Below are 12,897 nucleotides of genomic sequence, written 5' to 3'. Positions count from 1 at the left end.
CGGAACTCGGGTGCCGCCGTCGTTGGTTAACGCCCCACCCGGGTGAGGACGCGGCGGAAACAGACATCCGATCATTCGTGGCTACTATTGGTCCATGGCTGTCACAGACGAGGCGATCAGCAAGATCAAAGACATGCTGATCCGCGGCGAACTCAAGGCCGGCGACCGACTCCCGCCGGAAAAGGAACTGAGCGAACGGCTCGGCCTTTCAAGGAGTTCGTTGCGCGAAGCCGTGAAGGCCTTGGAGTTGATCCGCGTGCTGGACGTCCGCCGCGGAGATGGCACGTACGTCACAAGCCTCGATGCAAAACTGCTCAACGAAGCCGTGGCGTTTGTGGTGGACCTGCATCAGGACCGATCCATCCTGGAGCTCTTCGAGGTTCGGCGAATTTTGGAGCCCGCAACGGCCCACCTGGCAGCGGGCAAAATCACGCCGGACGAGATGTCGGCCCTCCGCGCCACCATGGACGGCATCGACGAGAACACGGACGTCGAGGAACTCGTGGCCCATGACCTGGAATTCCACAGCATCATTACCGAGGCCGCGGGAAACGACTACCTCGGGAGCCTCCTGGAAGCCCTGTCCAGCAGCACTGTGCGTGCCCGGATCTGGCGTGGGCTGACGCAGGAGAAAGCTGTGGCGCACACCTTGGCTGAACACCGTGCCATCGCGGACGCCCTGGAAAGGGGTGACGCCGAACTGGTGCGGGCCCTGGTCACCGTGCACATCAGTGGCGTGGAGAACTGGCTGCGGCAGGCTCTCTAGTCCTCGGTCACGGGGCTAACCGCCAAACCGTACGTCCGGATGGCAGTCTCCTCGAGCACCAGGTCCTGCTCTGAGGGACTCAAGGAAGACACGAGTTCCAGCAGAACATCCAGTGTCCGGCCATAGGGTGCCCCGAGGGTACTCACTGGCCAGTCACAGCCGATCATTAAACGCTCCGGCCCGAAAGCCTCCAACGCTGATTCGAACAGCGGCCGCAACGCATCCGCGGTGTATTCAGTGCCTGGCAGATGCAGCCCGGAAAGCTTGGCCACCGAGTTCGGTTCCCGCCCAAGCGCGCTGAAGTCGGCGCGCCACGACTCCATAAGCTGAGGGTCAGCCAGCGGTGGCTTTCCCAAGTGATCCAGCACCACTGTCAGTTCCGGCATCTCACGGGCCAGTCGGACCGCAGAACTTAGGTGCCGCGGGTACGCATCCGGTATGTCCAAGGTGAGGCCGCGCCGCGCCACCAGCGCCAGCGACGCCCGGACCGGAGGAAGGTCCAGGAAATCATCCCGGGGATCGTCATGCACCAGATGCCGCACGCCTTTGAAGACCGACTGGGCTGTGAAACGGTGCAAGTGTTCGGCAGCTTCAGCAGGCTCATCCAACCTGATCCAGCCAACCACTCCGAACACCCAGGGATTCCGTGCTGCGACGGCCAACATGCTCTCGGTGTCGGCAACCGTGTCGTCGGCCTGCACCAGCACGGCTCCCCTGACCCCTGCAGCATCCAACGTCTCGCGTGCCTCGTCCTCGCCGAAGCTGCGGTAGAGCTCACCGTGCTGCGGACCAAGCCACGGGTAGTGGCGCACACCGCCGGTGACGAAGGTGTCCAGGGACCACAGATGCAGGTGCGAATCAATCACGGCCGGCTGCCTCCAGCGCGTTCCACAGCTCTGCCGGGACGGGCGCCTCCATGCGGGCCGCGTTGGTGGCCACCTGTTCAGGAGAAGTCGCCCCGGCTGTCACGTTCACCACTGCCGGATGCCGCAGCGGGAACTGCAGCGCCGCCGTCGGAAGTTCCACAGCAAAGTCGCGGCAGATCGCCGCGAGTGCCCGTGCCCGTTCCAGCACGTCGGGCGGCGCCTGATCATAGTTGTAGTGTGCGTCGTCCGGGACTTCGGGCCGGGCCAGGAGGCCCGAGTTGTAGGCGCCAACACTGACGACGCCGGTGCGGCGCTCCGCACAGCGTTCAAGGAGCGGGACGCTGGGCTGCTCAAGCAGGGTGTAACGTCCGGCGAGCATCACGAGGTCCAGGTCTGCGGCTTCGACGCATTCCAAGGCAGCCTCGGCGGAGTTGATGCCCACACCGATTGCCCGGACCACACCCTCAGAGCGCAACTTCTCCAAGGCCGGGAGACCTTGGGAGATTCCGGCGTGGAGATCGTGGACGTCTGGATCGTGGAGGTAGGCGATGTCCACGTGGTCCAGGCCGAGCCGTTCCAGGGAGTCCTCGATGCTGCGCCGGACGCCCTTCTCGGAGAAGTCCCACACGCGTTGGGTGAGGGCGGGGACGTCGAAGCCCTCGGGGTCCTGGCCGCCTGTGGAGTTGGGTTCCAGTAGCCGGCCTACTTTGGTGGAAATGACGAACTCGTCCCTTGGCTTATCCCGGAGGACGGCCCCCAGTCTCTGCTCGGACAGGCCCAAGCCGTAGTGGGGTGCGGTGTCGAAGTAGCGGATGCCGGCGTCCCAGGCGGCCAGGACAGTTGCGAGCGCCTCCCCGTCCGGGATGGCCCGGTAGAGGTTTCCGATGCCTGCTCCGCCGAAGCCCAGCTTGCCGAGGTTGAGTGAGTTCATGGCAGTTCCCATACCTTCTGGATACCCGCATCCTCCCCTGAGTAATCGTCCTGGACTTCCAAAAGTTCAGCCATGCTGGCCTGCCATGGCACGTTGGCCGGATGGTCGGCGAGCGCATGCCGCATTTTTTGGTAATTGTCGACGTCCACTACGTGGAAGAGATCGAGCCCGCTGCGCCAGATACGCCAGTTCCGCACGCCTGCCTCCTTGAGCGCTTTCACTAGCTCAGCCGGTATGTGCGCGTGGGCGTCAGCGTATGCTTCTTCGGTCCCTGGCTTGAGCCTTGTGTGGAGGGCGATGCGCTCAACCATTCACGGCCCCGGGATCCGCAGCCGTCTGCTTCAGGAACAGTTCCAGCACAGGTACGGCGACGTCCGGCCGCTGCACTGGCAGCTTGATGGTCAGGGTTCCTGGCGGTTGGCCTCCGGGGATGGTGTTGAATGCCTGTTGGTCCGGATCGACTTCCCTGAGGAACACCTCGGACGCGTCGTTCAGCAACTGGGCGTACTCAACCTTCCCGGCAAGGTCCGGCAGATGGATGTACTCGAACGGCCATGCGAAGAGGTGCACATACAGCCGGTCGCCGCGCTGGGTGTAGCGGGCGTCAGGAGGCGCCGTGAACCGGGACGCCCCTGCACCGTAAATCGCACGGGAATGTAGCTTCATCCAAGCGCCGATACCCTCCAAGGAAGACAGGGCACGCGGATCGATGCTGCCTCGGCCGGTGGGTCCCACATTGAGCAGCAGGTTTCCTCCATTGGATACCCCGTCCACCAGCATGCGGATGAGCAGGTCCACGGATTTGTAGTTCAGATTGTCCCTGTCATACCCCCAGCTCCCGTTGAGGGTTTGGCAGGCTTCCCAGGTGACGGAAACGCCGTCGCGCATCATGGGCTCGGTGGGCTGGTATTGCTCAGGCGTCACTACGTCCCCCGGGATGTCCAAGCGGTCGTTGACCACTATCCCGGGCTGCAGCTCGCGCACCATTGCGAGCAACGCCTCCGAATCCCAATCCTTGCGGCCCTTCCCGCCCCAAAATTCCGTGATGCTGGTCCCGGAGTAAGAGAAGTCGAAGAAGAGGTAGTCGATGGTCCCGTAGTTGCTCAGGAGTTCACGCACCTGACCGTGCAGGTACTCGCGGTAGCGCGCCATGTCGCGTCCCGCGTTCAAGCTTTCGACGTCGTCCGCGTTACGTTGCGGGTGTACCCCGTCAACGGTGAAGTCGGGGTGGTGCCAGTCGATGAGCGAGTGATAGAAACCGATCTTCAGCCCCTCGGCCCGGAGTGCTTCCACATAGGGCGCGATCAGGTCGCGGCCAGCGGGTGTGTTGGTGGCTTTGTAGTCCGTGAGGGCTGAATCCCACAGGCAGAAGCCGTCATGGTGCTTGGTGGTCAGGACCACGTACTTCATACCGGCGTCCCGGGCGGCACGGGCCCATTCCCGGGGGTCGTAAAGATCGGGATCGAAGCGCTGGAAGTACTTGGAGTACTCCTCCACCGTAGTTTCCTCGATGTTCATGACCCACTCATGCCGGGCGGGCAGGGCGTAGATGCCCCAATGAACGAACATTCCAAAACGGGCCTCTTCAAACCAGGGTGCGTGCTGGATCAACGGGGTTCCTTCCAGATGGGGCCGTTCGGAAAGCTGTACGCGGCCAGTGTTTCACGGAGCATTTCGTTTCCTGCACCTGGCGCAGCAGGCGGCCAGTAGGCGCCGTCGTGGACTACAACGGGCGTGATGAAGTGTTCGTGGAGGTGGTCCACGAACTCGATGGTCCTACCCTCTTTGGTCCCGGATACAGCGATGTAGTCGAACATGGACAGGTGCTGCACTGCCTCGCACAGCCCAACACCGCCGGCGTGCGGACAAACCCTCACGCCGAACTTGGCAGCGAGGAGAAGAATGGCGATGTTCTCGTTCACCCCCGCTACCCGGGCGGCGTCAATCTGCAAGACCTGAAGCGAACCAGCTTGGAGCATCTGTTTGAACACCACCCGGTTCTGGACATGTTCCCCGGTGGCCACGGGAATGGGCGCCACTCCGCGGGCGATGGCGGCATGTCCCAGGATGTCGTCCGGGCTGGTGGGCTCTTCGATCCAGGCGATGTGGTACGGGGCGAGGTGGGCCATCCAGTCGATGGCCTGTTGGACATCCCAGCGCTGGTTGGCATCCACCGCGATCTTGATGTCGGGACCCACGGCAGCGCGTGCAGTTCGAACGCGGCGGATGTCGTCCTCCAAGGACGCACCGACTTTGAGCTTGATCTGGGCAAATCCGTCAGCCACAGCTTCCTTGGCCAACCGCGTCAGTTTCTCGTCGCTGTAACCCAGCCACCCCGGCGTCGTGGTGTACGCGGGGTAACCGTCAGCGCGAAGTGTCGCTGTGCGGGTTTCCCTTCCGGGTTGAGCGGCGCGAAGGATGGTGAGAGCTTCGTCCGGGGTAAGCGCGTCCGTGAGGTAGCGGAAGTCGACGAGCGCTACCAGCTCTTCGGGGGTCATGCCGGCGAGCAGCTCCCACAGCGGCAGTCCTGCACGTTTGGCCTTCAAATCCCACAGCGCATTGACCACGGCGCCGATAGCCATATGCATGACGCCCTTCTCGGGACCCAGCCAGCGGAGTTGGGAGTCGTGGGCCAGCAGCTTCCACGTGGCGCCCATGTCATCCAGCAGTGTCTCAACGTCCCGGCCAAGGATGTGCCCACGCAGTGCATCAAGTGCTGCGGTTTCCACTTCATTGCCACGCCCTATGGTGAACACGAAGCCGTGGCCCTCATGCCCGTCCCCGGCATCTGTGCGGATGATCAGGTATGCAGCTGAATAGTCCGGGTCCGGATTCATGGCATCCGAGCCGTCCAGTTCAAGGGATGTTGGGAAGCGGATATCAAACGTATCCACTGCGGTGATGATGCTCATGCGGCTCCTGAAGTGCGTCACGATTCACCACCGAGCCTAAACATCCGATGTCTACCTTGTCAATGGGTCACATTTCCGTATTATGGGTGAAAACATCACACTAGAGCTCGGATGTTAGTCCCGAACGCACGGAGGAAGCCATGACCTTGAAATTCGCCAGGCTGGGTACGGCCGGAAACGAACAACCGGCCGTCATCGCCCAGGACGCCCACGGTGCTGAGAAGTACTTCAGCCTCACGGCCCTGACCAACGACATCGACGGCGGTTTCCTCGCCTCGGACGGCATCGAACGCACCCGCGAAGCCCTGAACAAAGGGGAACTCCCCGAAATCTCGCCCGAAGCTGTGCGCATCGGCGCCCCCGTCGCCCGCCCGGGTGCAGTGGTAGCCATCGGGCTCAACTACACCGCACACGCAGCCGAATCCGGCGCCACGCCGCCCGAAGTTCCCGTCGTATTCCTGAAGCCAAGCAACACCATCGCTGGCCCGTTCGACGCCGCCCCCATCCCGCCGTCTTCTGAAAAGTACGACTGGGAGGTGGAACTGGCAATCGTGATCGGCAAGGAAGCGTCATACCTTTCCACCGTTGACGAAGCTGAAGCGTGCATCGCCGGATACGCGGTTGCCAACGATCTTTCCGAGCGCGACTACCAGATCCCCGGCGCTGCGGGACAGTGGACCAAAGGCAAATCCCTTCCCGGGTCCACTCCCTTGGGACCGTGGCTGGTTCCGGCCGCGGACATCGACGCCGGCAACCTTCGTCTGCAGACCTTGGTCAACGGTGAGGGCCGCCAGGATTCCAGTACCTCGGACATGATCTTCGACCCCGCCACGATCGTGCACCACCTCAGCCAGTACATGGTCCTGGAGCCGGGCGACGTGATCATCACGGGCACTCCTGAGGGCGTGGCACTGTCCGGTCGCTTCCCCTTCATTCAGCCCGGCGATGTGGTGGAACTGGAAATCGAAGGCCTCGGCCGCCAACGGCAAGAGTACTTCCGCGCGCAGGCAGGCGCGCAGACCGGTGCAACCGCCCACATCTACGCCTAAGGCCATGGCGAGCTCGGTGGGCTACGACTTCGAAGGCCTCACAGCACTCGTTACCGGCGGTGCCTCCGGCATCGGGGCAGCCATCGCAGACCGTCTCGCGGCCGGGGGCGCGAAGGTGGCGGTCCTGGACCTGGCTCCCGAAACCAGCCCGCACTTTGGAGTGCAGTGCAACGTTGCCGACGACGCCTCGGTGCGTACCGCCGTCGAGCGCGTTGTACAGCAGTTCGGCCGTCTGGACATCGTGATCAACAACGCAGGCATCGGCGCGCAAGGTGACATTGCCGCGAATGACGACGACGAGTGGCTGCGTGTCCTCAACGTCAACGTGGTGGGAATCGCCCGCGTCAGCCGCGCAGCACTGCCGCACCTCCGCGAGTCTCCGGCGGCCGCGATTGTGAACACCTGTTCCATCGCGGCGACGGCCGGACTCCCGCAGCGTGCTCTGTACTCGGCGTCGAAGGGTGCAGTCCTGTCGCTGACACTCGCCATGGCAGCGGACCATGTGCGCGAGGGCATCCGCGTGAACTGCGTGAACCCCGGCACCGTAGACACTCCGTGGGTTGGTCGGTTGCTCGATTCAGCCGCTGATCCCGCTGGCGAGCGCGCTGCCCTCAACGCCCGCCAACCGCACGGCCGGATGGTGGACCCCGCTGAAGTAGCCGGCGCCGTCGCATACCTGGCGAGCCCACTGTCCGGGTCGACGACGGGAACCTCCTTAGCGGTCGACGGCGGCATGCAGGGACTGCGGTTGAGGCCAGGTCAGTAGGGAGCCAGTTCCGTAGGGACGGGTGAGGGGCTGGATCAGTAGAGCGCGTTGAAGATGTTCCAGCCCCATCCGACGGTTTCGACGCCTTTCCAACCACCGCGTCCATCGCCGTAGTACATCAGCAGCTCACCGGCGCTGTTGACGCCGTGGACATCATTGAAGCCATCACGGTTGAAGTCCCCGGCGCTTCCGATCTTGCTCAGGGCATTCCAGCCCTGGCCAACGAGTCGGGGAGACAGCCACCCGCCCCTGCCGTTCCCGCCGTACAAGAACAGTCTGCCTACCTTGTCCTTGGCGAGGATGTCCACTGTGCCGTCACCGTTGAAATCGCCTGGAGTGATGAGCAGGTCCATCACGTTCCAGCCCTGGCCAACGTGTACCCGGGGAGTCCAACCCCGTGCGGCCTTCGGATACAAGTAGAGGTTCCCGTTGGGCTCGGTTGCCAGGAGGTCGTTATATCCATCGCCGTCGAAGTCTCCGGGCCCCACCACTTTGTCCATCGCATTCCACCCCCAGCCGATCTCGGATGGATAGGCATTGGACGGAAACGTGCCATCGCCGCGACCCCAGAACATCCACAGCCTCCCTGATCCGTCAGTGGTCAGGAGCTCGGTCTTACCGTCGCTGGTGAGGTCCCCGCCGCCGATAATCCGCGTGTACGAGCCCCAATTCGGGCCGATGAGCCGTGGTGGCTTCCAGCCCTGTGCACCATCCTGGCCCGGGTACAGCAGCAGGGCTCCATCATGGCGGCGTCCCAGCAACTCAAAGACACCCCTCCCGGTGAACCCCTCGGCACGCATGGGTTGGCGCCGGACGACGTCGGACTCCGGGACAACAACTTGCGCAGGTTCACAGGCATTCGATCCCGTCACCACGGCAGAGATGCGGCTCCCAACGTCTTCGATGTCCAGGTCATAAAACTGCGAGAAGTTCGGCTCGGGGTATACCGGCTGTCCATCACGAAGCCACTGGACCGAGTAGCTCGGCTGCGCATTCGGGTCACACGCGGAGAAGTACTCGTAGGCACCCTTGACTGACAGCCCAGAGCCCACAAATGCCGGGCCTTGGATGCTGAAGTCCTCCCCATCCACCGCATGCGCGGACGGCATCAGCGTGGTGCTCAAAAGCATTGCCGCGAGCACCCCAGCGGCACTGCTCGTGACCATCGACTTCCCGGAAAACCAGCCCACAACTCTCCTTCACGGTGCACCACAACCGGTGTTGCGCTCATCTTAGGTGGGAGGTACGACGCCGGAGCGAACGCGCGCGCCGACAGGCCGCCGTCGTGCGTTGCTTCGTAACGCAACGGGCCCGCAACGTCCGGCAGCGGTCGTTCGCCTATGCTCAACTCCAAGGAATCAACGGCGACTCACTTAGCAGACTCAGGAGATACAGCCATGAGCAACTGGCGCATCAGGGACTTCCACTCGTCCGACTTGGACGGCATCCTGCACCTCTGGGAGTCACTCAAGGCTGACGGCGTGGAACCGGTGTACGCGTTGTCCGAGGTCCTGGCGTCCTGCGAGAAGGACCACGCCGTGGTGGCGGTCCAAGGTGACCAGGTGGTGGGTGCCGCCGTCGGTCGAGCAGCGCACGATCAAGGCTGGATCGTTTTCCTGGCGACGCTGACGGAGTTCCGCGGCCGCGGCATCGGCACTTCGCTGCTGTCCGCCGTCGAGAACCGCATGGCCCCACATGGGCTCAACAAACTCTCCGCACTGATGCCGGAAACCGAAACGAGGGTGGAAGCGTTCCTGGGGCGCGGGTTCGTGGTGAAGAAGAACCTCCGCTACTTTGAGCGGACCATCCCCGTGCAGCGGCAGGAGCTTGGCGCATTGGGGCTGTTGGGCGGGCGCATCCTGGCTCGGGATCTATGGGAGAACGTGGCCGGCATGCGTCGTGAGAAGGAGCTGCTGGAACGGCGGCTGGTTCTCCCGCTGGCTGAGGCCGACCTCGCCGACGAATACGGAGTTGTACCGCCCAGGGCCGTGGTACTTTTCGGTCCTCCGGGCACCGGCAAAACCACCTTCGCCAAGGCCATCGCGTCGCGCCTGGAGTGGCCGTTCGTGGAGGTCTTCCCGTCCCGATTGGCCTCCGACCCCAAGGGCTTGGCCGGTGCGCTCCGCGAAACGTTCCTGGAAATCGCCGAGCTGGAACATGCCGTGGTGTTCATCGACGAAGTAGAGGAGATCGCGTCGCAGCGTGCCGGTGATCCGCCGTCGCCGCTGCAGGGCGTCACCAATGAACTCCTCAAGATCATCCCGGCCTTCCGTGAACAGCCCGGCCGGTTGCTGGTGTGCGCCACCAACTTCATCCGCGCCCTGGATACCGCGTTCCTGCGCCACGGCCGATTCGACTACGTCATCCCCATCGGGCTCCCCGACGTGCACGCCCGCGAAGCAATGTGGCAGCGGTTTATCCCCGCCACGGTGGTGGACTCGGTTGATATCGCCCAGCTGGTGGAACGGACCGAGGGCTTCTCGCCGGCGGACATCGAGTTCGCTGCCCGCAGCGCCTCCCAGCGGGCTCTGGAAAAAGCAGTGTACGACGACGACGGCTCCGGTCTTGCGTCCAACGGGCGTAAGGGGCCGGTCACCCAGGATTACCTCGACGCAATCGGTGACACCCGCACGACGGTGAGCCCCGAAGTGCACCAGGATTTCCTGGAAGACATCGACGTGCTGGGGCGCGTGTAGTTTTTCCCTGAACTCGCTGGAACCGTGCGGGGTCGCTGGAACCCTGCGCGATCGCCGGAACGTTCCAGTCGATCTGGACATATTCCGGCGATCTCGGCGGCGGCGGTAATCTTTGAGCCATGTCCTCGAATCCCCTTCGCCATGCGCTCTCCCGCATGGGCGGCCGCGATCCCCACGAAAAACACCGCACCGCCACCCCGCTTGAACTGTTCTTCGACCTGACGTTTGTTATTGCCTTCGGTGTTGCCGGCAGCCAGTTCGCGCACGCTGTGGCGGAAGCGCATTTCGGGGCGGGCCTTCTGGGCTTTGGCTTCGCCATGTTCGCGGTGATTTGGGCCTGGATTAACTTCACCTGGTTCGCCAGCGCCTACGACACCGATGACTGGGTGTTCAGGGTGGTCACCATGATCCAGATGGTTGGCGTCCTCATCCTGGCCATGGGCATTGAGCCGATGTTCCACTCGATTGTGGAAGGGGATCATGTCAACAACGTGGCCATCCTCATCGGCTACATCATCATGCGCGTAGCTCTAATCTTCCAGTGGCTGCGCGCCGCCCGCCAAGACCCGGAACGCCGCGAGACATGCCTCCGTTACGCGAAGTACCTGGCAATTGTGCAGGTTGGCTGGGTCATCGCGTTGGTGATCGAAACCGATGTCCTCACAACGTTCCTCCTGGCTGCTCCGCTGTTCATCCTGGAGATGGCGACTCCCTACTTCGCGGAACGCAAGATCCGCACGCCCTGGCATGCGCACCACATCGCAGAGCGCTACGGCCTGCTTGCCATCATCGCCTTGGGTGAATGCTTGATTGGTGCCATCGAAACCCTGCGTGCGATCGTTGCCACACACAGTTGGTCCTTGGACGCCGCCCTGGTGGGCTTGAGTGGAACCGGGCTCGCCTTCGCTATGTGGTGGATCTACTTCATCCTGCCCTCAGGCCCGGCGCTCCACGTCCAGCGGCATCGCTCATGGGTGTTTGGCTATGGCCACATGCCGGTCTTCGCAGCCATCGCGGCTACAGGGGCGGGACTTCACGTCGCTGCGTACTTCATCGATCATGAGACACATATCCCGGCGGCCGCTGCCGTGGCCTCCATCGCCGTCCCGGTCATCCTGTTCAAGGCCTCGCTCACCACCCTTTACTGCATCATGTTGGGTCCGGATCGCGACCTTATCTGGAGTTCCGCACTGGTGGTCCTTGGCCTGGCTGCGACCATTGCGCTGGCCGCGGCAGGTGCATCCGTACCGATCTGCATGCTAGTCATGATGCTGGTGATGGGTTTGTCCATCGCGTACGACGAACGACGCGGGCACAAAGGCCGCGCAGCTGCTCTCCGGCGTTTGGAAACCGCCGCGGGCTAAAGAGGCAACCCCTTGCGTTGCGAGGTCTACTCAGGGACGATCTCCTCCAGTTCCCGGAGCAAGTATGGGTTGATCCGTTCCAGGATCATCCGGACCTCTTCGCGGGGAACGGCCGTGTACAGCACCGGGCGGGCATCGGCGTAGCGGGTTACCGGCGGCTTGTCCGGCCACTTCTCGGCCAGCGCTTTGACCCTCTCGGGCAGCGAGTTGTGGGCGTTGTCGGCGATCTTCACCAACGTTGCGTCGTGGTCCTCCGCAACGAAACGGATGCCGGCGTCGTAATCGTCCGGGTCCTCGTGGAAGCGGCGGGTGACACGTTCGATGATGTCTACCGCCCGTTCGGACACCCCCATTTCCAGCAGGGCTTGCCGGGTGATGGGCGTGTCTTCAGCGATGTCGTGAAGGTAGCCTGCGATCTGGATGTCTTCGTCAAAGTCGGCGAGCGCATCGCCCACGGCCAGAACGTGCTCCCGATAGGGTCGTTTGAGCTTGTCCTTCTGCCGGTTGTGAGCCACCTCGGCCAAAACCTGGGCTGTCTCTACGGTAAAGCGTGGTTGGGTCATGCTGGCCTCCGGCTTGAAGAGGGACCGACGGGGATCGGTCCTCACCTTCAGGCTATCCGCTGTTTCGGAGCCTCGGCACCGAGCTACCTTTCCTGCCCGTCCTACCAGTCCTGAACGGCGCGCGCAGCGATGGCGACGGTGACGGCCCTGGGCAGACGCTGCGCGAATCCGGCCGCAACGCGATTAACCCAGCCCGAGACCACGCTGCCGGGTGTGTCCTTGCGGTCGAGGGCCTTGAGAGCAGTGCCCACAACCTGTGCAGAGGTCTGCATCTTGCCCACTGCTGCGGAGTCACCGCCGAGCACATCGAAGAATTCTGTTCTTGTTGCACCGGGGCAAAGGGCCAGGACGTTAAGTCCGGACTTTTTCGTTTCGTGGGCCACGGCTTCGGTGAAGCTGAGGACGAAGGCCTTGGTTGCGCCGTAAACGGCCATGCCGGGAATGGGTTGGAACGCGGCAGTGCTGGCTACGTTCACCAATGCTCCCTTCCCCGAGGCGAGCAGTTCCGGCAGGAAGGCCCTGGTAATGTCCACGAGGGCGGCCACGTTCAAGGAAATCTCAGACGCAATGGTCTCCGGGTCTTCCTCAATCAAGGGACCGTGGGTGCCAAATCCTGCGTTGTTGATCAAGGTGTCCACGGAGATTCCGCGGCCGGCCAGTTCGTCGAAGAGCTCGCGTCCCACTCCTGCAAGGCCAAGGTCCTTGGGGAGCACGGTCACTGTGACACCGTGCCGGGCACGCAATTCCTGAGCCAACTCCTCCAGACGGTCTCCACGCCTTGCCACCAGAACAAGGTTGGAGCCACGGGCAGCAAATTGTCCTGCAAACTCAGCGCCGAGGCCGGAGCTGGCACCCGTAATGAGGGCAGTGGTACCTGCGTAGGTCATGGTCATGGCTGAATCCCATCGGTTGAGGCGGGGACTAATGTAGTCGCTGTCTACATGGTAGGCAGTGACTACATTGTTGTCAATGACTACATTGACC

General features: G+C 63.0%; 13 protein-coding genes. 5 read left to right on the top strand and 8 right to left on the bottom strand.

Annotation, left to right across the window (positions count from 1 at the left end; genetic code table 11):
- Positions 1–94: 94 nt before the first annotated feature.
- Entirely contained in the window at positions 95–766 is a 672-nt protein-coding gene (locus J3A64_RS20355) for a FadR/GntR family transcriptional regulator (RefSeq protein ID WP_011776401.1), read from the top strand.
- Here J3A64_RS20355 and J3A64_RS20350 read toward each other — a convergent pair.
- The 5 genes from J3A64_RS20350 to J3A64_RS20330 are packed head-to-tail and all read right to left on the bottom strand — an operon-like array spanning position 763 to position 5,475.
- On the bottom strand, positions 763–1,632 hold the full coding sequence (locus J3A64_RS20350) for an amidohydrolase (RefSeq protein WP_210065639.1): 870 nt from the start codon (positions 1,630–1,632) through the stop codon (positions 763–765). The two genes, J3A64_RS20355 and J3A64_RS20350, sit on opposite strands and share 4 nt — an antisense overlap.
- The gene (locus tag J3A64_RS20345; RefSeq protein WP_286176419.1) at positions 1,625–2,563 is read right to left on the bottom strand and encodes an aldo/keto reductase; all 939 of its coding nucleotides are present in this window, start codon (positions 2,561–2,563) and stop codon (positions 1,625–1,627) included. Before J3A64_RS20345 ends, J3A64_RS20350 begins: the two co-directional genes overlap by 8 nt.
- Positions 2,560–2,874: an L-rhamnose mutarotase gene (locus J3A64_RS20340; RefSeq protein WP_210065636.1), complete on the bottom strand. Its 315-nt coding sequence runs from the start codon at positions 2,872–2,874 to the stop codon at positions 2,560–2,562. The genes J3A64_RS20345 and J3A64_RS20340 overlap by 4 nt, the downstream gene beginning before the upstream one ends.
- The gene (locus J3A64_RS20335) at positions 2,867–4,174 is read right to left on the bottom strand and encodes an alpha-L-fucosidase (protein WP_210065634.1); all 1,308 of its coding nucleotides are present in this window, start codon (positions 4,172–4,174) and stop codon (positions 2,867–2,869) included. Before J3A64_RS20335 ends, J3A64_RS20340 begins: the two co-directional genes overlap by 8 nt.
- On the bottom strand, positions 4,171–5,475 hold the full coding sequence (locus J3A64_RS20330) for an L-fuconate dehydratase (protein ID WP_011776406.1): 1,305 nt from the start codon (positions 5,473–5,475) through the stop codon (positions 4,171–4,173). The genes J3A64_RS20335 and J3A64_RS20330 overlap by 4 nt, the downstream gene beginning before the upstream one ends.
- A gap of 140 nt (positions 5,476–5,615) precedes the next feature.
- Here J3A64_RS20330 and J3A64_RS20325 point away from each other — a divergent pair, with 140 nt between their 5' ends.
- Both J3A64_RS20325 and J3A64_RS20320 read left to right on the top strand, forming a co-directional pair.
- On the top strand, positions 5,616–6,524 hold the full coding sequence (locus J3A64_RS20325; RefSeq protein ID WP_210065632.1) for a fumarylacetoacetate hydrolase family protein: 909 nt from the start codon (positions 5,616–5,618) through the stop codon (positions 6,522–6,524).
- 4 nt (positions 6,525–6,528) lie between these two features.
- Entirely contained in the window at positions 6,529–7,290 is a 762-nt protein-coding gene (locus J3A64_RS20320) for an SDR family NAD(P)-dependent oxidoreductase (RefSeq protein ID WP_210065630.1), read from the top strand.
- Positions 7,291–7,325: 35 nt separating this feature from the next.
- Here the strand turns inward: J3A64_RS20320 and J3A64_RS20315 are convergent, their stop codons facing one another.
- A complete protein-coding gene (locus tag J3A64_RS20315; RefSeq protein WP_307807218.1) occupies positions 7,326–8,480 on the bottom strand; it encodes a VCBS repeat-containing protein in 1,155 nt (384 codons plus the stop codon).
- Between the two features lie 207 nt (positions 8,481–8,687).
- On the opposite strand from J3A64_RS20315, the gene J3A64_RS20310 reads away from it, so the two are divergent.
- Together J3A64_RS20310 and J3A64_RS20305 are read left to right on the top strand one after the other, a co-directional pair.
- On the top strand, positions 8,688–9,986 hold the full coding sequence (locus tag J3A64_RS20310; protein ID WP_011776411.1) for an ATP-binding protein: 1,299 nt from the start codon (positions 8,688–8,690) through the stop codon (positions 9,984–9,986).
- Positions 9,987–10,105: 119 nt separating this feature from the next.
- Positions 10,106–11,350: a low temperature requirement protein A gene (locus J3A64_RS20305; RefSeq protein ID WP_210065628.1), complete on the top strand. Its 1,245-nt coding sequence runs from the start codon at positions 10,106–10,108 to the stop codon at positions 11,348–11,350.
- Between the two features lie 26 nt (positions 11,351–11,376).
- Here J3A64_RS20305 and J3A64_RS20300 read toward each other — a convergent pair whose 3' ends face one another.
- Both J3A64_RS20300 and J3A64_RS20295 read right to left on the bottom strand, forming a co-directional pair.
- Positions 11,377–11,913: an HD domain-containing protein gene (locus J3A64_RS20300; RefSeq protein ID WP_210065625.1), complete on the bottom strand. Its 537-nt coding sequence runs from the start codon at positions 11,911–11,913 to the stop codon at positions 11,377–11,379.
- 101 nt (positions 11,914–12,014) lie between these two features.
- Complete coding sequence (locus tag J3A64_RS20295) at positions 12,015–12,806, bottom strand: SDR family oxidoreductase (RefSeq protein WP_210065623.1); 792 nt, start codon at positions 12,804–12,806, stop codon at positions 12,015–12,017.
- Positions 12,807–12,897: the final 91 nt, after the last annotated feature.

Source organism: Pseudarthrobacter sp. PvP004, from assembly GCF_017876035.1.
Lineage (GTDB): Bacteria > Actinomycetota > Actinomycetes > Actinomycetales > Micrococcaceae > Arthrobacter > Arthrobacter aurescens_A.
This window is presented reverse-complemented; position numbering and strand designations above follow the sequence as displayed.